The organism is Candidatus Villigracilis vicinus, assembly GCF_016702885.1.
Taxonomy (GTDB): domain Bacteria; phylum Chloroflexota; class Anaerolineae; order Anaerolineales; family Villigracilaceae; genus Villigracilis; species Villigracilis vicinus.
On sequence record NZ_JADJDD010000025.1, the window covers coordinates 163,114 to 181,852 of the forward strand.

At 45.7% G+C, this 18,739-nt stretch carries 27 protein-coding genes; 9 read left to right on the plus strand and 18 right to left on the minus strand.

Going from position 1 to position 18,739, the window contains the following annotated elements; genetic code table 11:
* Positions 1 to 91 precede the first annotated feature (91 nt).
* Both IPG80_RS16590 and IPG80_RS16595 read right to left on the minus strand, forming a co-directional pair.
* On the minus strand, positions 92 to 682 hold the full coding sequence (locus tag IPG80_RS16590) for a hypothetical protein (RefSeq protein WP_345109080.1): 591 nt from the start codon (positions 680 to 682) through the stop codon (positions 92 to 94).
* Positions 679 to 1,215: a hypothetical protein gene (locus IPG80_RS16595; RefSeq protein ID WP_345109082.1), complete on the minus strand. Its 537-nt coding sequence runs from the start codon at positions 1,213 to 1,215 to the stop codon at positions 679 to 681. Before IPG80_RS16595 ends, IPG80_RS16590 begins: the two co-directional genes overlap by 4 nt.
* A gap of 122 nt (positions 1,216 to 1,337) precedes the next feature.
* Here IPG80_RS16595 and IPG80_RS16600 point away from each other — a divergent pair, with 122 nt between their 5' ends.
* Together IPG80_RS16600 and IPG80_RS16605 are read left to right on the plus strand one after the other, a co-directional pair.
* Complete coding sequence (locus IPG80_RS16600; RefSeq protein ID WP_345110150.1) at positions 1,338 to 2,195, plus strand: RHS repeat-associated core domain-containing protein; 858 nt, start codon at positions 1,338 to 1,340, stop codon at positions 2,193 to 2,195.
* Positions 2,196 to 2,212: 17 nt separating this feature from the next.
* Positions 2,213 to 2,863: a hypothetical protein gene (locus tag IPG80_RS16605; RefSeq protein ID WP_345109084.1), complete on the plus strand. Its 651-nt coding sequence runs from the start codon at positions 2,213 to 2,215 to the stop codon at positions 2,861 to 2,863.
* Positions 2,864 to 3,001: 138 nt separating this feature from the next.
* Here the strand turns inward: IPG80_RS16605 and IPG80_RS16610 are convergent, their stop codons facing one another.
* From IPG80_RS16610 to IPG80_RS16630, 5 genes are all read right to left on the minus strand, one after another.
* Positions 3,002 to 3,508, minus strand: coding sequence for a site-specific integrase (locus IPG80_RS16610; RefSeq protein ID WP_345109087.1), 507 nt, complete (start codon positions 3,506 to 3,508; stop codon positions 3,002 to 3,004).
* Positions 3,509 to 3,512: 4 nt separating this feature from the next.
* Positions 3,513 to 3,851: a hypothetical protein gene (locus IPG80_RS16615; protein WP_345109090.1), complete on the minus strand. Its 339-nt coding sequence runs from the start codon at positions 3,849 to 3,851 to the stop codon at positions 3,513 to 3,515.
* Positions 3,848 to 4,447: a tyrosine-type recombinase/integrase gene (locus IPG80_RS16620; protein ID WP_345109093.1), complete on the minus strand. Its 600-nt coding sequence runs from the start codon at positions 4,445 to 4,447 to the stop codon at positions 3,848 to 3,850. The genes IPG80_RS16615 and IPG80_RS16620 overlap by 4 nt, the downstream gene beginning before the upstream one ends.
* Positions 4,448 to 4,817: 370 nt before the next feature.
* On the minus strand, positions 4,818 to 5,933 hold the full coding sequence (locus IPG80_RS16625; RefSeq protein ID WP_345109096.1) for a hypothetical protein: 1,116 nt from the start codon (positions 5,931 to 5,933) through the stop codon (positions 4,818 to 4,820).
* Positions 5,934 to 6,225: 292 nt separating this feature from the next.
* Complete coding sequence (locus IPG80_RS16630) at positions 6,226 to 6,906, minus strand: RHS repeat-associated core domain-containing protein (protein ID WP_345110153.1); 681 nt, start codon at positions 6,904 to 6,906, stop codon at positions 6,226 to 6,228.
* Between the two features lie 64 nt (positions 6,907 to 6,970).
* On the opposite strand from IPG80_RS16630, the gene IPG80_RS16635 reads away from it, so the two are divergent.
* From IPG80_RS16635 to IPG80_RS16645, 3 genes are read left to right on the plus strand one after another with little or no spacing between them, the layout of a single operon-like run.
* Entirely contained in the window at positions 6,971 to 7,264 is a 294-nt protein-coding gene (locus IPG80_RS16635; protein ID WP_345109099.1) for a hypothetical protein, read from the plus strand.
* Positions 7,257 to 7,526 (plus strand): nucleotidyl transferase AbiEii/AbiGii toxin family protein, encoded by a 270-nt coding sequence (locus tag IPG80_RS16640; RefSeq protein WP_345109101.1) that lies wholly within the window; start codon positions 7,257 to 7,259, stop codon positions 7,524 to 7,526. Before IPG80_RS16635 ends, IPG80_RS16640 begins: the two co-directional genes overlap by 8 nt.
* Before the next feature lie 31 nt (positions 7,527 to 7,557).
* A complete protein-coding gene (locus tag IPG80_RS16645; RefSeq protein WP_345109103.1) occupies positions 7,558 to 7,920 on the plus strand; it encodes a hypothetical protein in 363 nt (120 codons plus the stop codon).
* Between the two features lie 119 nt (positions 7,921 to 8,039).
* Here IPG80_RS16645 and IPG80_RS16650 read toward each other — a convergent pair whose 3' ends face one another.
* Together IPG80_RS16650 and IPG80_RS16655 are read right to left on the minus strand one after the other, a co-directional pair.
* The gene (locus IPG80_RS16650; protein ID WP_345109106.1) at positions 8,040 to 8,276 is read right to left on the minus strand and encodes a hypothetical protein; all 237 of its coding nucleotides are present in this window, start codon (positions 8,274 to 8,276) and stop codon (positions 8,040 to 8,042) included.
* A 62-nt stretch (positions 8,277 to 8,338) separates the two neighbouring features.
* Positions 8,339 to 9,028 carry a peptidylprolyl isomerase gene (locus IPG80_RS16655; RefSeq protein WP_345109109.1) on the minus strand — a complete coding sequence of 230 codons (690 nt, stop codon included), beginning with the start codon at positions 9,026 to 9,028 and terminating at the stop codon, positions 8,339 to 8,341.
* Positions 9,029 to 9,130: 102 nt separating this feature from the next.
* Here IPG80_RS16655 and IPG80_RS16660 point away from each other — a divergent pair, with 102 nt between their 5' ends.
* The 4 genes from IPG80_RS16660 to IPG80_RS16675 are packed head-to-tail and all read left to right on the plus strand — an operon-like array spanning position 9,131 to position 11,701.
* On the plus strand, positions 9,131 to 9,973 hold the full coding sequence (locus tag IPG80_RS16660; RefSeq protein WP_345109112.1) for a YwiC-like family protein: 843 nt from the start codon (positions 9,131 to 9,133) through the stop codon (positions 9,971 to 9,973).
* A complete protein-coding gene (locus IPG80_RS16665) occupies positions 9,961 to 10,188 on the plus strand; it encodes a DUF2007 domain-containing protein (RefSeq protein WP_345109114.1) in 228 nt (75 codons plus the stop codon). The genes IPG80_RS16660 and IPG80_RS16665 overlap by 13 nt, the downstream gene beginning before the upstream one ends.
* An 8-nt stretch (positions 10,189 to 10,196) precedes the next feature.
* The gene (locus tag IPG80_RS16670; RefSeq protein ID WP_345109116.1) at positions 10,197 to 10,538 is read left to right on the plus strand and encodes a DsrE family protein; all 342 of its coding nucleotides are present in this window, start codon (positions 10,197 to 10,199) and stop codon (positions 10,536 to 10,538) included.
* 14 nt (positions 10,539 to 10,552) lie between these two features.
* Entirely contained in the window at positions 10,553 to 11,701 is a 1,149-nt protein-coding gene (locus IPG80_RS16675) for an acyl-CoA dehydrogenase family protein (protein ID WP_345109119.1), read from the plus strand.
* Positions 11,702 to 11,745: 44 nt separating this feature from the next.
* Here IPG80_RS16675 and IPG80_RS16680 read toward each other — a convergent pair whose 3' ends face one another.
* From IPG80_RS16680 to IPG80_RS16720, 9 genes are all read right to left on the minus strand, one after another.
* The gene (locus tag IPG80_RS16680; RefSeq protein WP_345109121.1) at positions 11,746 to 12,294 is read right to left on the minus strand and encodes a class I SAM-dependent methyltransferase; all 549 of its coding nucleotides are present in this window, start codon (positions 12,292 to 12,294) and stop codon (positions 11,746 to 11,748) included.
* Positions 12,294 to 12,881, minus strand: coding sequence for a helix-hairpin-helix domain-containing protein (locus tag IPG80_RS16685; protein ID WP_345109123.1), 588 nt, complete (start codon positions 12,879 to 12,881; stop codon positions 12,294 to 12,296). Before IPG80_RS16685 ends, IPG80_RS16680 begins: the two co-directional genes overlap by 1 nt.
* A 10-nt stretch (positions 12,882 to 12,891) precedes the next feature.
* Complete coding sequence (locus IPG80_RS16690; RefSeq protein WP_345109125.1) at positions 12,892 to 13,335, minus strand: GNAT family N-acetyltransferase; 444 nt, start codon at positions 13,333 to 13,335, stop codon at positions 12,892 to 12,894.
* Position 13,336: 1 nt separating this feature from the next.
* Entirely contained in the window at positions 13,337 to 13,951 is a 615-nt protein-coding gene (locus tag IPG80_RS16695) for a type II CAAX endopeptidase family protein (RefSeq protein WP_345109127.1), read from the minus strand.
* A gap of 7 nt (positions 13,952 to 13,958) precedes the next feature.
* Entirely contained in the window at positions 13,959 to 15,395 is a 1,437-nt protein-coding gene (locus tag IPG80_RS16700; protein ID WP_345109129.1) for a glycosyltransferase family 39 protein, read from the minus strand.
* On the minus strand, positions 15,392 to 15,892 hold the full coding sequence (locus tag IPG80_RS16705; protein WP_345109130.1) for an SET domain-containing protein-lysine N-methyltransferase: 501 nt from the start codon (positions 15,890 to 15,892) through the stop codon (positions 15,392 to 15,394). Before IPG80_RS16705 ends, IPG80_RS16700 begins: the two co-directional genes overlap by 4 nt.
* A 67-nt stretch (positions 15,893 to 15,959) precedes the next feature.
* Positions 15,960 to 16,790: an ABC transporter permease gene (locus tag IPG80_RS16710; protein WP_345109132.1), complete on the minus strand. Its 831-nt coding sequence runs from the start codon at positions 16,788 to 16,790 to the stop codon at positions 15,960 to 15,962.
* Positions 16,780 to 17,685, minus strand: coding sequence for an ABC transporter permease (locus IPG80_RS16715; RefSeq protein WP_345109134.1), 906 nt, complete (start codon positions 17,683 to 17,685; stop codon positions 16,780 to 16,782). The genes IPG80_RS16710 and IPG80_RS16715 overlap by 11 nt, the downstream gene beginning before the upstream one ends.
* 1 nt (position 17,686) lies before the next feature.
* The gene (locus tag IPG80_RS16720; protein ID WP_345109136.1) at positions 17,687 to 18,715 is read right to left on the minus strand and encodes an ABC transporter ATP-binding protein; all 1,029 of its coding nucleotides are present in this window, start codon (positions 18,713 to 18,715) and stop codon (positions 17,687 to 17,689) included.
* Between the last annotated feature and the right edge of the window lie 24 nt (positions 18,716 to 18,739).

The following is an 18,739-nucleotide window of genomic DNA, read 5'->3' on the forward strand; positions in this document are numbered from 1 at the left end:
ATTTCCGGGAATTCCAAACAGTCATAGTATCTTGCTCCGAAGTAAATTAACTGTGTGGAATCCCCATATTGTTCACTTTGAATAAGAAACCCTAACTAATATTGCCTTTTAGCCCGTCCCATATTGCCCCAAGCCCTAACTGGGTAACCCATTTTTCGATATATTGGAGGTCGATATTCCCACTTTTAGCTTTCAGAATTGCTGTAATATCTCGAGCATGTTTTGGTTGCCCACTCAATCCTAGGTACATCAGTTTGTAAATGATCAAATCTTCTGGAGTGTGAACAAACACTTTCCCAATCGGCGAACCATAATCCACCAAGATACGACGTTTGAAAGCGCTCTGACGTAAAGCATCACCTTCTCGCATCAAATACAAGTCCGCTTTAAGACCGCTGTACATGTGAATCGCATTCAAGGGAATGTCCGCTCGATCTTCAGCAATCGTATCCAAAATAATGTCCGCAGGAACGAGCATATCTCGCTTTTCAAGTTCCTTGGAGAATTTACCAATGGATTTGATGGGTAGATTGATAACAACATCCAGATCTTGAGTGGCTCTCGGCTCTCCCCAAGCCCATTCCGCAATCGCCCCTCCGATCATGTACTCTACCTTGGAAGCTTTCAACGCCTCAAGAACAAGTTTGAGGAAACTTGTAATATCCAGAGTCTTTTTACTCATTTTGTATATGCCCTTTGTAAAGCTAGCTGATGAGCCTCTTGTACAGTCAGTGAAGGATTTTCCTTCCGGATACGAAACGCCACAACGTTTCGAGCAGTGTCGCTGATTGCGCATCCTTGCCGAAAGCGTGCAGCAGGGGATAACCTGCGGTAAATGTCGAGCTGTCGTTGGTCCACTTCTGCGGCGCTAGCTTTCACCATATTCATGAATTCAGGCGATAAAGCATCTTGCTCACATATATAGTAACCAGAACGTTTTTTGCCCCGGCTGTATTCCAAGGTTAATCCGGCGGCTAGAAAAGCCTGCTTAACAACCCGCATATCCCGGTAAAAAGCATCTTCCCAGGCAGATATGCCAAAGCAATTCTTTCCTAGCTGATACCCAACTCGCGCGATCAATTGCGAACGTGTGAGGAAGCGTTCGTTCCAAAGGATACGCAACAAGGCAGCGCGACGAGCCGTAGTGATATCACGTTGTTCAGCATCATAAAGTAGAACTCCGATCGCTTTTTGTGCAGGGATGAGAGTGGACATATTCCATATTATAAACTGATTTAAGAATCAGGTGTTCTTTATATTTCACGCCTTTTCACAATTCACCACAACCAAACGCATATTGGGTCTTAACCTTATGGCATCCATATAAGATGTAAATAATAAAAGAACAATATGGGGATTCCACACAGTTAATTTACCTCAGAGCCAGATATTACAACCCCGCCGATGGGAGGTTCCAGTCGCGGGATACGTGGAGTGGGGATTACAACCGTCCCTTGTCGCTGAACCGGTGGATGTACGTCGAGGGGAATCCTGTCAAGCATACGGATCCAAGTGGATTCTGCCCTGAACCTCGAACAGATGAAGACCCATGCTGGGGTCTTCTACTTCAAATTGAATCTCGTTATAGTTTTGTGGATTTAGGGTCTGAGTTGAGTAAATTTAATTTTTGGACTTACGAAGAATTATTATATATACAAAAAGACCTCGAAAGATTTGACCAATCATCTAAAGTTGACTTAGGCACACTTTATCCCTCTAGCGTAAAATTAAAGAGAATTTTGGCTAATGACAATAAGGCTTGTGCAGAAACGAATCGCTATTTTGTAAAAAACAGCTCCATTGTTTTTTATAACAGCTTTGATAAATTGTGTGGCGAAGGGGTTTTGGTGCATGAATTAGGGCATTATCTTGATGGTATAAATCAGCGGAAGTATAGTAAAGAATTCGAGGAATATGTTGGGGCATTCACTTTTCTTTGGTGGTACAACCTTGGACAAGAGAACCCACCAATTTATGGTTCAGGTTATCCTCCTAATCGTCGCGAAGATTTCGCCGAATCACTAGAAGAATATGTTTTACTTTACACAAATTATTCAGGACCAGACATTGGCATAGTTCCTGGCGAAAAAAGATGGAAATTTATTGAGTTTGTCTTAGACACAGGACAATTATCTATAAATAAAGAGCAATACCTCTGTCTTCCCAGCTATGGTAAATTGATAAATCTCAATTAGATATTCAATGGTGAGTTATGAAGATTAAAACAGTTATTTTGCGCATATTGCTAATTCCACTTCCTTTGATTTTGGTACTAACAGGTTGCAAAGATTCTAAAGGAACTGTTTTAGTTGGTACAAGAGATTGCGAGCCACCTTGCTGGTTAGATATTATGCCAGGAGTTACAAAAAGTGGTGATATGATAGAAATTCTTAAGAAGAAAGAACAGGCAAAAGAAGGATTTTTAACACTTTTGGATGGTGGAATTATAAGATGGCAATCACTCGATGGTTACAACTCTTATGTTTACGCGTCAGAGAACGAAGTTGTTACCAGAATCGAGGTTGACTTGCGATCTAATTCAATAAAGTTGGATGATTTAATTACCATCTTTGGAGAGCCTTTAATATTAGATATTGGAAAAGTTGAAGACGGATATTTTCGTTCTACTGTGTTTTATCCAAATAAGGGATTGGCATTCGTTATTAGTGGTGATGAAATTGATATTACCACTTCGGATTTGAAGTTTCTTTTCAATCCCGATATGGCGGTTTTAAAAGGTATTTTTTTTAGTCCAATGGAAGATATATTTGCTATGATCAATTTACTTTATTCGTCAAATGCCAAACCCAGCGTATTGTTAAATATCCAAAATTGGACAGGATATGGGATTTATTATAAATAATATTGGAACTGAAAGATGTATGGCAACTTCCTACGTATAAATTTTCAGGAAATTACCATACATCCTAAAACTTACTTAACCTCAATACCCACACTCCAACGTCAGAAAGCACATCATCAGCGACTAGAGTCAATTTCTTTATTTCACATCACTTACCTTCCAAAAATCTCTCACAACTGTGACATCGTATAACCTTGCATATCGCAAAGTCGTCTCCACATATTTGTGCCCCAACAACTTTTGCACGCCAAGGACTGACATTCCCGCATTGAGGAGTATCGTCGCGCAGGTGTGTCGAAGTTGGTGGGGCGTGACATGAAACCCGACTTGCCTGCCAAGAGTCGTCAATCTGCTCTGACAATAGCGACGGCTTAAAGACTCGTTGCGATAGGTGAATACAAAATCTTGGTTTTGCGGGAGTTCCTCCAGTACTTCCTTTACTGGCTGGCTCAGAAAAACGACACGGCTTTGCAAACCCTTGGATTCTCGAACATAGAGAACGCGTTTTTGCAGATCAATATCTCCCCAATGCAAGGCGCGGATTTCACAGGTACGCAACCCGCAATGAAGCATCAGCAAGACCCAAGCTCTATCTATTGGTTTATGAATAGCATCAACCAAGGTTTTGACCTGACTAATGCTCAAATCCTTAGGTAAACCCTTTGCCTGTTTTCAATGGGCGGACTTCCAGCATTGTCTCGCAAATAGGGTTGTCGGTTTCTTTTACAAACCGAAGCAGAGACTGAATAACCTTCAACTCTGTGTTCAGTGAGGAAGGCTTGATGCATGCCCTGATTCTTTCTTGAACATAGGCAAACCAGACCCTGGGCGTGAGGTCTGCAAGGTGTAGTACATTCAAATTGCGGGAAAATGCCATCAAGATGGCAAGCAGGCTGTGGGTCTGGGTGAGACGATCCGCTTCGCTCCAGGATCGAGCTCGATAATTAACATATTTAAGGATACAAGTCTCCCACTCCGGCGCGTTCATGCCGTACCACCCAATGCCTTTTGGATCGCGCGGTCATAGTCAGCTTGCAGCGCAGGGTTGGAGAGATTGACATAGCGCTGTGTGGTGCGTGGACTGCAATGTCCGAGCAGTTTTTGCAGGGAGGTGACCGGCATGGAAGCCTCTGCCATGCGCCTTCCGAAAGCATGGCGGAATTGATGACAGGTGACTTGAACTCCTGCTTTTTGGCAATATTCCTTCAAGATGAACTGGACCCCATTGACGGAGAGGCGCATGCCACGTTGGGAAATGAAAACCGCCCGATCTTTCGTGACCGGGCGGTTAGTGAGCCAATCTGTGAGTGTGGATAGGGCTGGTGGAGGGAGATAGGCAATTCGTTGCCTGCCTCCCTTGCCATTAATCTTTATTTGGGGAGGAGATTCGAGCAGGACATCCTCCACTGAGAGAGCACGGACCTCACCCACCCGTAGTCCACATTCGAGCATGAGGGTGAAGATGGCAATATCGCGTTTGCAGGTAACAACAGAGAATAAGGTATTAATTTGCTCTTCGCTGGCGTCGCGCGGAAGGGATTGTGGTTTGCGAAGGAAGTGACGCTTTTGGACGGGACAATCCAATGCCTCTTCCTGAATGATCCTGAGGAAATAATAAAACAACCGCAGGGAGGAAAGCCTGCGGTTGATGGTGAGAGGGGAGAGCGTTTTTTCAAGACAGTGGTGAATGTACCGGTCTATATTCTGTGGGGATATTTCTGCTGGTGGTTTATCGATCCATGAAAAGAATAGCGCCAGGTCACTAAGATAGTGTTTCCTTGCACTGAATTCGGGTACTGGCAGGTCAGCCAGTCGTGAAATGGGATGAGGTCGAGGTGCATGATAATCTCCTTTGATTGGGTTTAGGGGAGATTATCATGATTTCTTGTAAAAAATTCATGTTATTCACAAAAAGCAAAAGTATTTCATTATTAATTTTTTGATGACAAACACATTATTGGGTCCATGCTAATAATTCCAAAAAATAATACGAGAAATTTAATTTTGTGATTTGAAGAGTAGAAATATTCATTATGTTAATCTTGTCATATTCATTTAGAGTAATAAAGGCAATGTAATTCCCGTCCGGAGACCATATAAACTTATTCAAGTAATTTCCTGGATGCATCTCGCCATTAAATAATAGCTTAATATCTCCAGTATTAATGTCCAGCAATACTAAGTCGGATGAACCCTGATTTGTGATAGACGTATAGCTTTGGAGAAGGATAGAATTACCGTCTGGAGACCACGCTATCCCTCCGATCAGTTCCTTGGGAATGCTGAATAAATTAATTGAACTTGTTTCCACGTTTATTATTGCAATTTTATTAGGACTAAACCCGCCAATGGCTAAAAACTGTCCATCAGGCGACCAATTAAACGCAGATGGATCGTTTATTTCAAAACTATTGATTGTTTTTTTGCTGACTGTATCTAAAATTACAAGAGAGCGGTTAGTCTTTTCGTCAACCGGAAGACTCAAAATTGCAAGTTTACTGTCGACAGGAGACCATTTGATCATGAAAGGATCGTTGCCCTCCAAGAGGATATTTTCATTATTAGTTTCTCTACTGTAGAGTATTACTTTATGTCTATTTTCTAAACCCGTTTGATCAAAACGGTCAGATACATATGCTAGACTCATACCATTAGGAGATGCAGAGAGGTCATAATCCCAATAGCTATCATTTGTAAATCTTACAACTCCCTGAGAACTACCATCAAACATAAATAGATCTTCCGGTTCATTTTTGGCACCAGTTGTCTGTAAATAAAACAAGTCCTTCTTTCTAGCATTAACACTCTTGAATAAATGGAAGGTATCTTCGCTTAATACGGTTATTTTTTCTGAATTGACATTAACAGAGTAAATTCCATGATTATTACTCGCTAATATCTCTCCAGAAGCATCAAAAGAAGAACTATCTACTAATAGAGTGGATGCAGGAGAAGGTGAGGTTAAAACCGCAGGAATCGCTGTTTTTGTTGGGATAATAACTATATTCTTATCACCATCACAACCATTAAGCAGTACAAGACTTAAAAGAAATACTGTTTTTTTATTCATGCTGAGATCCTGATATTTTACTTTTTCCATAATTCGACTAGTCCCCATCCATTATTGGCGATAGAAGCTTTGAAATCTCTCCACATATAAACTTCTTTACGGTTGTTATAGGGATTATTTATTCTAACGTAGTTTCGATTTGAATTTTCATCCATCTCGTCCCAATTTGTCGAAAATCCAGTAATTAATACCCAATGTAATATTCCTGTTCCAGTAACAAGAGGTCTCCACTCACCGCTCCCTTTTAAAGTAGCAAGTACCAACAAGCGATGTCCGCTTGCAAGTTTGTTCCTTAAAGCACTTGCGGCAATAGAGCCGTATTCTGTACCTGACCATGAATCATTTCCAATAAAATCTCCCTCATTCCACCAGCCATTATTAGGGAAACTCGAAATTTTCGCAATCTCTCGCTATCCAAATAATAGCTTTGAGAAAAATAATATACCTTTCCTGCCCACGAATTCCCAAAAGTTTTTATAGCGGAATATAACAACTCATATCCACTTGTTGGACTTTGTGTACTTCCTGTATTTTGCCAAATAGTCGGTAAGAGATTTTCTCCGCCCGTGATTTCGGAAGCAATCATAGAAAGAGCGACTTGCCCACATAAATTGAAACCCATAAATCCAGTGATTGGATTTAACTGAGCGTCGGGGAAATTTGCAGGAAGACCAGGAGAGAGCGGAATGTCTGGTTCTCCAAAAACTGGCTGAATTCCTACACTAACGCAATGACCTGAAACAGGATCATAATCAAAACAAGACCCTGGACCTTTAGGTTCGTTACCTGTCGGATCTGTAAAACTAATCGGATTCCCCTCCACATACATCCACCGGTTCAGGGACATTGGCCGGTTGTAATCCCCACCCCACGTATCGCGTGACTGGAACCTCCCATCGGCTGGGCTGTAATATCTGGCTCTGAGGTAAATTAACTGTGTGGAATCCCCATATTGTTCGGGAGCAATGCAAATTTACCCAAACCCGCTATATTAAAGCGCCAAAAAGGTGAATTCATACGTGTATAATTACCTCACTATGAGCGACATAAAACGTTCCCCCTACGTTTGGGACTACGACATAAGTGATTCACAGTTTAGAGATATTCTTGAAGGACGATTAGTGTTGGGACGACTGAATAGGGATTGGGCAGCACGTCGCCTTCTGGATTATGCACCTTACGAAGAGATCATTCGCTTGATTGGATTTAAACAACTTGTGGAGAATTGGTCTCGCTGGCGCCCAGGAGTACGTTCCAAGAGGCGCATTCGTGGTCTGGATTTTCTTGTTACTTGGCTTCCAGTCAAGCACCCTGAGGTTCTAAATGGATAACTCATCATATTACTTCGATGTTCTCTATCCCTTTCAAGATCGGGTGATAAAAGTTGTCACTCAAGTTGATACAGAATTCTATTTATCAGGTGGAACCGCCGCGTCACGAGGTTATCTTGAACATCGGTTTTCAGATGATTTAGACTATTTTGTCAATGATGATGATCGATTTGGGTTATGGACTGAAAGGTTGTTGCAGGCTCTAAACTCTCAGTGGAAATGTGATGTAATTCAAAAGGAAGAACGATCTTATCTTCAATAATATTGAAGATAAGATCGTTCTAAAAATCGAGTTGATTAATGATGTCCCTGCACGGGTTGGAGAAACACAGAAGCACCCCATCCTTGGACGAATAGATAACGCTGAAAACATTCTCGCAAATAAAATTACAGCCCTACTTGATCGCAATGAACCGAAAGATTTGGCGGACATTTGGGGTTTCTGTTGTGTAAAAGGAATAAGTATCCAAGATGCAATCGCGAACGCCCAGGGAAAAGCAGCGGGGGTGTTTCCTGCCGATTTGGGGCGTGCTTTGTGTTCTGTTACTAAAGAAGATTGGGAAACGATACGCTGGATAAACCAACCATCTCTAGACAGCTTTTTGACCCAATTGAATGAGCTTGGGGAAGGTTTGTTGTTACCGGGGAATTTGTAGCCTCTATCCCAGTTTTGATGGTGAACAATATGATACTTACATTAAGTTAATTTATCTGCGCTCCCGAATGTACTTCCCCACCAGCAGACGGTCTCTCCTAAGAGCGCAACCGCTTTGTACTATTCTTCTTCAGGCTCGGTACCATATACTCGTTCCACTGCCGTTTTCACTTGTTCATCGTTATGATGCTCACATGCAACCAACGGGCGGCTCTCATGTACCACCCGTTTACCATCCGCGCTCATCACCTTTAGATCGAACAACTTCCCATTTGTATCATAAACAACTAATAGTTGGTGAAGTTTTCCGCACACAATACAGCCGTGCATTTCAGTGCGAGTGGTTTTTTCGCTCATCTCATCCTCCAATAGGATAAAAAAGAGGCAGCCTCCTCAAAAAGCGGCTGCCTCTTTTTTTATTACTCTTCCGTGATCGTCACAGACTTCATTACATCACCTGTGAAGTTCGGGTTTTGTTCAGGGTCACGGCGGGTGATCTCATTGACCACATCCATGCCTTCAATAACCTGCCCAAAAATGGTATAACCGCCGTTCAAAAATTCCTGCGGACCGTATGTGATGAAGAACTGACTGCCATTTGTGTCGGGTCCGGCATTCGCCATTGCGACCACACCATCTTTATCAAAGGTCAAATCGCTGTTCTCATTCACGAACTGATAACCGGGACCACCCATACCGGTGCCGGTCGGGTCGCCGCCCTGCGCCATAAAGCCATCGAGTACACGATGAAAAGTAACGCCATTGAAATAGCCTTCCTGCGCAAGGAACACAAAACTATTAACGGTGATAGGCGCCTTATCAGCGTACAGCTCGATCACAAATTCACCGCCTTTTTCCATCTCAACAGTTGCAAAATATTTCTTCGCAGTATCAATGGTCATGGGCGGAGGGGCATCATAGGTCTTCGGTCCGCTCGAAGCGGCGCTTTCGGTGGCAGTTTCTGAAGAAGCGCCGAAAGAACTCCAGGGAACGTAGCGCACCAGGAAGAAAATTGCAACGAGCGCGATCACCACTACCGCAACGATCTGAACGGTCCGGTCAGTTTGAGCCGGTTGGGTCTTTTTACCTGCTAATTTCTTTTTTGCCATACAAACATCTCTCCTAAAAAATTTTCTCAATTATACCCACTCTGAATAATGAGTATGGATGTCACCTTGCGGACAAAATCTTTTTCCTTTATCCTTGTTGAAATGCAATCCTATTTAAAACGCCAGATCGCCCTGCCGCAAGACCACGGCGCATGGGTTTTCATCTTCAGCCCATTATTAGTAGGCGTGTTTGCGGGCAGAACCTTTCAGTTGCCCAGTCTTTGCCTCGTCATTGCGGCGATGTCCGCTTTTTTGATACGCCAACCCGTGACTGTGATCGTCAAATCCATGAGCGGACGACGCTCCGCTGCGGATCTGCCCGCCGCCCAATTCTGGGTACTGGTCTACGGCATTCTCGCCGTTGCCGCCTTAATCGGGCTTATTCTGAACGGCTATGGGTATGTTCTCTACCTTGCCATACCAGGAGCCCCCGTATTTGCATGGCACCTTTGGTTGGTAAGCAGACGCGCCGAGCGCAAACAAGCAGGTGTTGAGATAATCGCCACTGGAGTGTTGGCATTGGCTGCCCCTGCTGCGTTTTGGGTCGGGCTCGGGAGTTACGACCCGAACGGCTGGTGGCTATGGCTATTCGCCTGGCTCCAATCGGCAGCCAGCATCGTATATGCTTATCTTCGGCTGAGTCAAAGGGACCTATCGCCAGAACAAGCCGCGGCGAAGAGTCGAACCGAATGGTGGCAGATGGGGAGACGTGCCTTGGCATACACATCTTTCAATGTACTCTTTTCCGTTGGGCTGGTTATGTCGGGGCTTGTCCCATTCTTTATATTTGTCTCTTTTCTGGCACAATGGCTGGAAACCCTTTGGGGCATCACGCATCCCTCCGTGGGATGGAAACCGGTGCATATTGGCACACGTCAATTGATCGTCAGTATCTTGTGGACGGTGCTTTTTATTGTATTTTGGAGGCAGGCATGGACGAGATGAAATACGAATTACTGACCGAACTAAACAGCCGCATGCAAGCGGACTTATTGGAGAGTTTCCTCGAGGCGAACGGAGTTGATGTTGAGTTATTTCAAGAATCAGTGGGGCATTCGATCTACCCCGTCAATGTGGACATGCTTGGGCGGGTGCAGGTCTTCGTACCAAAAGAAAAGATTCAAAAAGCAAAAGAACTGCTTGAATATTTTGAAACATAGGAGTTACTTTGAAAAACACAATCCTTCTCATCACAAAATTTGGAATGGGACAAACCGAACATCCCGAACTGGGCATAAAGTTAACCCAGAAATATTTCTCACTATTGCTTGAAAACGCAAACCTGCCTGCCGCGATCTGTTTTTACACCGATGGCGTAAAATTAGTCGTCGCCGGGTCGCCGGTCATTGAGCAACTAAGACAATTGGAGAACAAAGGCGTGCGCTTGATCGTCTGCTCCACGTGTCTGGATGCAATGAACTTGACCGATCAGTTACAGGTCGGCATTGTAGGTGGAATGCCCGATATAATCGAAGCGCAAATCAAAGCAGATAAAGTTATTACGCTATAAATTCAGGAGCCACAATGAATTTCGATCTAAATGAAGAACAAAAAACATGGAAGAAGATCGTCCACGAATTCGCAGAAAAGGAATTGCGTCCCAAGGCGCGCGAAGTGGATGAAAAGGAAGAGTTCAATTGGGAAGCCTTCCGCAAAGCAGGACCGGCGGGTCTGGCAGGTATGAGCATCCCGGAGGAATTCGGCGGTTCGAACGTAGACATGATCTCAAATGCCATTGCCATGGAAGAATTGGGCTGGGGTTGCGGCTCGACGGCACTCGCATTCACCGCTCACAATGGGTTGGGAACCGCTCCGATCGCGTTGTACGGTAGTGATGAATTGAAAAAGAAATGGCTGCCCATTGTTGCCAGCGGAAAGAATAAACTTGGCGCATTGGCACTCACCGAACCTGGGGCTGGTTCCGATATTCAGGGCGGCGTAACCACTCGCGCCGAAAAAGACGGGGATGAATGGGTCATCAATGGCGCGAAAATGTGGAACACGAATGCGAGCATTGCTGAATACATCATCACCCTTGTGCGTACCGACCCGAAAGGCGGCTCAAAATCATTGAGCATGATCCTCGTACCAACGGACTCAAAGGGCTTAACCATTCATCCGGCAGAGAAAAAGATGGGGCTGCGCGGCTCTCCAGCCCACGGCGTTTCTTACGATAATGTACGTGTCCCCCTCAGCAACCTGATCGGACCCGAAGGCAAAGGCTTGCAGCAAACCCTGTCCACTCTGGATGCAGGTCGCATCAGCATTGGCGCGATATCGATCGGTCTGGCACGCGGCGCAATGGAAGCTGCTGTCCTGTATGCAAAAGAACGCAAGGCATTCAATCAATCGCTCGCAGATTTTCAGGCGATCCAATTCAAGATCGCGAATATGGATATGGAGATCGAACTGGCACGGACATATATTTACAAAGCCGCCTGGCTCAAAGACCAGGGTCGCCCATACAGCAAGGAAGCAGCGATCGCCAAATTGTACGCGACCGAAATGGCGGAACGAGTCATCTATGATGCCATTCAGATCCATGGCGGGTATGGATACAGCCGTGAATACAATGTGGAGCGCATGTACCGCGATGCACGTCTGATGACCATCGGCGAAGGGACAAGCGAAATTCAGCGATTGGTAATCTCAAGACATGTATTGGCTGGCTAACTAAATTTCAAAATAAAAAGGAGGTTTCTAAAGAAACCTCCTTTTTATTTTTTTACGATCACCCAAGCTGTACCATCGGCAGATCTGGTTTCTTTTTCCCCTGCGTCGATCAATTTCATTATGGCATCCGGCTTAAGGAAATGACTGCGCATGAGCAACAACTTCTCAGCGATGGCGATCAGCTTCACGCCAAATGTACGAATATCGGGCTCTTCAACAACAAGCACGCCGCCGGGCTTCAGCACCCGGTACATCTCGCGCATCGAATCAGTATGATTGATCACATGATGCAGGGCATCTACCATGATGACTCTTTCAAAAAAATTATCAGCGAAGGGTAAAGATTCAGAAGCGCCGCACACAGGCTGAAAGATAGTACGAGGCGAATGGGCTAACATCCCAAAAGAAACGTCAGCGATGATGATCTCATCCACGTATTCGCGAATGGCTGCAGCGACGCGCCCCGTACCGCCGCCCACATCCAAAAGGCGACCCTGAACCGGGAGTGAAGCGATCTCGCGCATCGCATCTTTTTTCGAATAAGTGACACGTGCATAGATCGGGGCAATGGCAGAAAAATGATCGAAGCTCATTAGGTTGAAATTAATTCCTTTATATTCTCAAAAGTTGACGGACCAATACCGGAGACATTCATCAGGTCATCAATTGTCTGAAAAGATCCATTCGCCTCACGGTATTCGACGATCCGTTGGGCAATGGTTGGACCGATCCCCGGCAGATTATCCAGCTCTTCAGCAGATGCCGTATTGATATTTACCAGATCCTGCCCGGCTTCTGATGCGTCTGGTTTTTCAGTAGCGCCAGGCAAAACGAGCGCATCATCGCCATTTTCATTTGAAGAATCTGTGCCCGCCTTGTATGGAATATCCAATTGCTGCCCATCTTCAAGCAAGGCAGCAAGGTTGACCGAATCAACATTAGCGCTGGTCAGCAAGCCACCTGCGGCATCAATGGCATCCTGTACACGTGAGCCCTCAGCAAATTCATACAAGCCGGGTCTCGGCACAGCCCCAATGATATGCACAGCAATCGGTTCTTTTGTCGGCGCAGGCTGTAATACGATCGGTTCTCCGGCAGGCGCGCGTGACACAAACAATAACATGCCTGCCAATGCAAATCCCGCCATCACACCGACCAGTGTGTAGATCACATTTTTCATGCCCCGAATTCTACTCCAACTTCATGACCAACAAACCCTCATCGATCTTACGAATCGCCTTGGAAACATCGAAAAGTTTCTTGATGCGCTGAAAATATTTTGGCATTCCGGCATTATCCACGGCTTTGAAACCAAATTTCTCATACATCGGCCCGTTATGTTCAATGCACATCAAATACAAAGGGCGGGGATTTTGCTCCAACAAGATCTCAATAATCCTGCGTGCAATGCCCTGCCCGCGCCGGTCGGGGGAAACAGCAATAGAAGCCAGTTCGAGGATATCCTGCCCATGCGGTTTGATCTGACCACACCCAACCAACCTTCCATCTTCATCCAATGCGACAAGGAAACGCTTCCAGTCCAACCCCATGGGATTGATTCCCACTTCGTGGATCAGGTCTTTGATCTGAACTGACTCTGCTTCAGTTGCAGGTCGATATTGATAATTTCCCATATTAGATCGCTCCAGCCGCCACAATGATAATGAATGTTCCGATGAACCAATGGATCAGGAATGGATAGATGAACGAGCGTGTACGCCATGCAACCCAACCGAAGGCGAATCCACCAAAGATGGTGGATAGTGTCTCGACCTCTGGTTTACCGATGTGTGCAAGCGCAAAGGGAACGGCATGCAGCCACAAGGCTTCCGGACCAAATTTGCGGGAATATGCAAACAGAATCCAGCCGCGGAAAAAGAATTCCCAGCCGAACAGGTCAAGGAACGTTGTCCAAGGCAAGCCTGGCAAAAATCGCTCGTAATATTTTTTCATGACCTCGTCGCCATGCCCAAGATAATAAATGATCGGAGCCATGAGCAAAATGCCGATAACTGTGTACGTCAGACCGAGTTTCCAATCACCGAGGGAAAAACCGTAATCACGCGGGTTTTCGCGGAAAAAGACAACGGTGATCAACAACGGAATGACCAGGTATAGCAGGATGCGGTCCCAATATTTATATGCGAATATCTTATGGTAATGGTCAACCATCAGCAAGAGAGTACTGACAATGGTGACCGAGACGACCTTCCAATCAAAATTTATTTTTTCGCCGGTTAAATATTTCATAGTTCACTCAATACGAGAAATGTGATTGGTTTCCGTTTGGACCAAGAATGGCTGAAATTTTATCCGCATCACGGTTTAATTCCAGCCCCCAATTAAGCAGGAAGAAAAAGATCAACACAGAGGCAATCAGTAATACCCTGCCATTAGTATTTTCTTTATATTCCCGCTCTTTTATCAAGGTAAATGCATATGCCGCCCAAATTGCCATAACTGGAATCAGCGCCAGATGAAAACGATCTTCCGCAAGAATGAGAACATGCGGGGCGACATAAGCGACTAACAGGAGGGTAAACACATCCAACTGCGGAGTATGTCTCAGAACAACGCCGCCCAAGACGGCAAAAATACTTACAAACACCAGAGGCAAAAGCAAGATGGCAGCGGTCAATAAAAGCCCGGGCAATGGAATATAACCAAGGATGTTATTGGAATAAAAATACATCAACACCCGCTTTTCCAAACCGAAGAAAAAGCCAAGGCGATTTAGGGCAAGCGGCAATACCCGTTCTGGCTGAGCGCGGATAAATTCCAAGGCTCTTTGTGTCCCAACAGCATCGCGCTCCGAGTCATCCATGATGGTTAGCAAATCCAGCGACGGTCCGAAAATAAATGAACCATTTCCGTCAGGGTGGTAGCCAAGATAAAGGTTATATCCCATGGAAGTTTCAATACCGGTCAATTTATGATGCAATATGGAATTACGCACAACCCAAGGTGCGATCAGCAAGGCAAAAGAGAGGGCAACCAGTAAAGCCCTGGATCGATGAAGATACAGGAAGTACAAGATAGCCAGCCCGACAAAAGGCAAAATAACGGAGCGCGTTAATGCCGTAAGCGCAAGGAAAAATCCAGAAAGTAACAGATTAAGTGCAGACGAATCCTCAAGCGACCGCAGCAGGAAAAGAACCGAACAAAGCAGCAGGACAAAAAACAGGTTCTCGGTACCCAGCCCAAGCGGATAAACCAGCAGCATGGGATAACAAGCCACGATCCAGGCGGAGAGGCGCGCACTTTTTTCGGCAAGATCGTCTTCGTTGCCAAAAAACTGCCTGGCGGTGAGGTATGTCAACGGCGCAAGCGGTGCGCCGAGCAAGATCACCTGCGCGAGCCGGGCAGCAAAGAATCGCGAGAATTCAAGTCCACTAATCGAGTAGACCAGAGCAAGGAAGGCGGGATAAAGTGGAGCACGAAAGGAAGTGTAAAGCCCATACTTTGGATCGTAACCAGTTGCCGTGGAGAGGTCAAAATCTACATAGGGTTCGAGAAGTTTCAGATCGTCCTGGGCGTACCAACGGAACCCATTCCCTGCAGCAAGGCTGCGTGCAAGCATATCGTACTGAAACATGTCATCCAAGCCGATGCCAAGGTTCATGGTCAACAGCACAGGGATCAGTCTCAGGACGAGAGCGGCAAAATAGATCTTTACAGGGAAGGGAATTTTCATTTCCGCAATTGTTCGATACGGCGTGCAAGGTAGGATGAGAAGTATCCGTCGTATTTCTTCCACAGTTGCGGCATTGCCCAGTCATTCCCTGTCACCTTATGACGGCAGGTAGGGTTGCCGCAATCGCATTCAAATTCATCATACGGCGCCCCATCCGACATGGCGTAATCAAAAGTTAATTCTTCACCCGCTTCAATATCCCGCATTGCCACCAGCCCGATCTGCCCAATAAACCCAAGGTTTGGCTCACAAGAGTGGTTGAAACAATCATTCGGTTCTTTTTCTGCAGAAGTTAATAAATACAGTTCTTCGTCGATCTGTATCACGCGTTCAGTAAAGCGCGGCATGTCAAGGTCAAGCTGGTCTTTTGTAATCACTGTTCCACCCCATAGAGACACTAATTCCCCTTTGGTGATCAGACGAAGAGCATAAACAGCACAGCCGGAGCCGCGCTTTGAGCGGGTTTCACATTTTGGGTTGAGATAAGAGTTATTCATGGCGTGTATTATACAAAAAAATCCGTCCAGGGTTATCACTCTGGACGGATTGCAAATTCGTATGTTTTTACTTCGAGCCACCTTCAGATTCGGAATTTTCAGAGGTGATCTTTTGTGCGTACAGAATGGGCAGGGCTGTGATCAAAACGACCAGCATCGCAGTCACATTGGTAATGGGACGATTGCGCGGTTTCAGCATTTGCGAAAAGATCCAGATCGGAAGGGTTTGTTGATTTCCCGCGGTAAAGGTTGTCACGATCACTTCGTCAAACGAAAGTGAAAAAGCCAATATCGCGCCTGCCAGCAGCGCAGTGCCAATGTTGGGGAGAACAACATGCCAGAATGTCTGGAAGGAATTAGCCCCAAGGTCCATTGAGGCTTCGATCATGGAATTGCTCGAGCGTCGAAAACGGGCGATCACATTGTTATAAACCACCACAACACAGAAGGTGGCATGACCAATAACAATGGTCCAAAATGTGAACGGGATCTTGAGTAAGCTGATGGCGGACCGCATGGCGATGCCAGTGACAATGCCCGGGAGCGCCAGGGGTAGAACCAGCATAAATGAGATTGCTTCTTTGCCGAAAAAATCAAAGCGATAGACCGCCGCTGCAGCAAGAGTGCCAAGGATCAAAGCAACAAATGTGGCAAGGATGGCAACGCGCAAGGTTAGACCCAACGCTTCCTGCATGGCACTATTTTGCAAAGCTTGCGGAATCCACTTTAACGTCAACCCTGGGGGAGGAAAAGTATACGCCGACTCTTCAGTGGTAAACGCATATAAGAAGATCAACCACAATGGAATATGCAGGAAGAGTATCGCCGCCAAAGAACTTAACTTCAGCAACCAAGAGGCTTTGGGTGCATTCGAATCAGAGACAGTTTTAGAGGGCATCGAAAGCTCCCAATTTGCGTGCGATCAGCAAATAGATAATCATGATGACGATGGGTCCCATGGTGAAGGCCGCCGCCAATGGAATATTCCCGGATGTACCTTGATAGGTCAGCACCGCTTTACCGATGTAGAAGCTGGAGGTTCCAAAAAGTTGCGGCACAATAAAATCGCCAAGTGTTAGTGAAAAGGTGAATATTGAACCGGCGACAACGCCCGGAAAGGATAAAGGCAGCAATACTGTTCGAAATGTTTGCGCGGGAGACGCTCCCAGATCACTGGAAGCCTCGATCAGAGATTTTGGCACACGTTCCAATGCAGTTTGAATTGGAATGATCATATAAGGAAGCCAGATATAAAGAAAAACCAGAAAAATGCCTGTCGCAGAAACCGCAAGAGAGGGTCCGCCGACGACCTCATTACTTAAATACCAATCGAGCAGTCCATCCAAATGGATAATTCTTGCAAACCAGGAAATGATGCCCTCCTGCGCCAGGATCAACTTCCAGGAATAAACACGCACTACATAACTGATCCAAAGAGGCAGGGTAACAGCAAGATAAAGAATTGTTTTCAAGCGCGGAGAGGCAAAGCGCGCCATGTAATAAGAAATGGGAAATGCAATAATAACACTTGCAACCGTAACCAGGATCGCCATAATGGTCGTGCGAAAGAATATCTGAAGGTTGGTGGGCAGAAGTAATTTGGCATACGTTGCCAATGTGAACTCACGCACAACCTGCCCGGTAAAGCCATCGAGATAAAAAAAGCTGTTGACGAGCAAGGTGAGCAAAGCACCAATGTAAACCACCAGAAACCAAAGCAGAGGCGGGGTTAAAAAGAGGGCAAGGACAGCCTTCGGGCGCAGGTAAAAATAGGTGGAGATTCTTTTTAGCATCCTACCCTCCCACGTAGCTGACGTGATCTTTCTTCCAAAACAGGCGGACGCTTTGTCCTTTTATTTTGGTCACATCCATGGAGGTTGTTTTCAGATTTTGCTCCACAACCACCAGGTCGCCGCCGCCATTCATTTCCACGAGATAACGTGTATACAAGCCCAGGTAGACCACATCACGCACAGTCCCGTCTGTGCTGAACATGTCGCTTTCCACTTTATCCCCAGCTTGAGCGAGATGGATCTTCTCCGGGCGAACGGAGAAACGTTTGGGTGAACCTGTAATCCGTTCGGCAGTCTCACCTGAGACGAGGTTTGATGTACCAACAAAACCTGCAACAAATGGTGTAGAGGGATGTTCGTAAACTTCTGCCGGAGATCCGATCTGCTCGATCTTGCCTTGGCTGAAAACTGCAATGCGATCACTCATCGTCAGCGCTTCCTCTTGATCGTGAGTCACAAAGATAAAGGTAATACCAACTTCACGCTGAATGTTCTTCAACTCGACCTGCATTTGCTGGCGGAGTTTTAAATCCAAGGCGCCGAGGGGCTCATCGAGAAGTAAAACTTTGGGGTGATTGATCAAGGCACGGGCGAGTGCGATGCGTTGACGTTGTCCGCCGGAGAGTTGGGATGGTTTCCGGGCACCAAACCCTGTCAACTGCACCAACTCCAGCATTTCATCCACGCGTTTTTTTCTTTCCGGTTTGGATACGCCTTTGATCATGAGTCCATATCCAATATTTTCCTCAATGCTCATATGAGGAAAGAGCGCATAGTCCTGAAAAACAGTGTTAACCGGTCTTTCATAAGGGGGCAGGTTTGAAACATCATCTCCATAAAGAATGATCTGCCCGGCAGTCGGGCGATCGAACCCGGCGATCATACGCAGGCAGGTGGTCTTCCCTGAACCGGATGGACCAAGCATTGAGAAAAATTCTCCATCCTTGATCTCCAATTCAACGTTATCAACCGCTTTGACTTCCCCAAAATGACGGCTTACATTCTTAAATAGGATCGCAGTTTCGCTCATAAATAGCTGCCCTCAGAAATGGAA

Excerpts from the sequence above, each read along its gene's own strand:
- IPG80_RS16700 (WP_345109129.1), bottom strand. The coding sequence starts at position 15,395 with ATGAAAATTCCCTTCCCTGTAAAGATCTATTTTGCCGCTCTCGTCCTG.
- IPG80_RS16660 (WP_345109112.1), top strand. The coding sequence starts at position 9,131 with ATGCAATCCTATTTAAAACGCCAGATCGCCCTGCCGCAAGACCACGGC.
- IPG80_RS16690 (WP_345109125.1), bottom strand. The coding sequence starts at position 13,335 with ATGGGAAATTATCAATATCGACCTGCAACTGAAGCAGAGTCAGTTCAG.
- IPG80_RS16650 (WP_345109106.1), bottom strand. The coding sequence starts at position 8,276 with ATGAGCGAAAAAACCACTCGCACTGAAATGCACGGCTGTATTGTGTGC.
- IPG80_RS16590 (WP_345109080.1), bottom strand. The coding sequence starts at position 682 with ATGAGTAAAAAGACTCTGGATATTACAAGTTTCCTCAAACTTGTTCTT.
- IPG80_RS16715 (WP_345109134.1), bottom strand. The coding sequence starts at position 17,685 with ATGCTAAAAAGAATCTCCACCTATTTTTACCTGCGCCCGAAGGCTGTC.
- IPG80_RS16685 (WP_345109123.1), bottom strand. The coding sequence starts at position 12,881 with ATGAAAAATGTGATCTACACACTGGTCGGTGTGATGGCGGGATTTGCA.
- IPG80_RS16595 (WP_345109082.1), bottom strand. The coding sequence starts at position 1,215 with ATGTCCACTCTCATCCCTGCACAAAAAGCGATCGGAGTTCTACTTTAT.
- IPG80_RS16635 (WP_345109099.1), top strand. The coding sequence starts at position 6,971 with ATGAGCGACATAAAACGTTCCCCCTACGTTTGGGACTACGACATAAGT.
- IPG80_RS16615 (WP_345109090.1), bottom strand. The coding sequence starts at position 3,851 with ATGAACGCGCCGGAGTGGGAGACTTGTATCCTTAAATATGTTAATTAT.
- IPG80_RS16675 (WP_345109119.1), top strand. The coding sequence starts at position 10,553 with ATGAATTTCGATCTAAATGAAGAACAAAAAACATGGAAGAAGATCGTC.
- IPG80_RS16655 (WP_345109109.1), bottom strand. The coding sequence starts at position 9,028 with ATGGCAAAAAAGAAATTAGCAGGTAAAAAGACCCAACCGGCTCAAACT.
- IPG80_RS16720 (WP_345109136.1), bottom strand. The coding sequence starts at position 18,715 with ATGAGCGAAACTGCGATCCTATTTAAGAATGTAAGCCGTCATTTTGGG.
- IPG80_RS16710 (WP_345109132.1), bottom strand. The coding sequence starts at position 16,790 with ATGCCCTCTAAAACTGTCTCTGATTCGAATGCACCCAAAGCCTCTTGG.
- IPG80_RS16680 (WP_345109121.1), bottom strand. The coding sequence starts at position 12,294 with ATGAGCTTCGATCATTTTTCTGCCATTGCCCCGATCTATGCACGTGTC.
- IPG80_RS16665 (WP_345109114.1), top strand. The coding sequence starts at position 9,961 with ATGGACGAGATGAAATACGAATTACTGACCGAACTAAACAGCCGCATG.
- IPG80_RS16695 (WP_345109127.1), bottom strand. The coding sequence starts at position 13,951 with ATGAAATATTTAACCGGCGAAAAAATAAATTTTGATTGGAAGGTCGTC.
- IPG80_RS16605 (WP_345109084.1), top strand. The coding sequence starts at position 2,213 with ATGAAGATTAAAACAGTTATTTTGCGCATATTGCTAATTCCACTTCCT.
- IPG80_RS16625 (WP_345109096.1), bottom strand. The coding sequence starts at position 5,933 with ATGAATAAAAAAACAGTATTTCTTTTAAGTCTTGTACTGCTTAATGGT.
- IPG80_RS16705 (WP_345109130.1), bottom strand. The coding sequence starts at position 15,892 with ATGAATAACTCTTATCTCAACCCAAAATGTGAAACCCGCTCAAAGCGC.
- IPG80_RS16640 (WP_345109101.1), top strand. The coding sequence starts at position 7,257 with ATGGATAACTCATCATATTACTTCGATGTTCTCTATCCCTTTCAAGAT.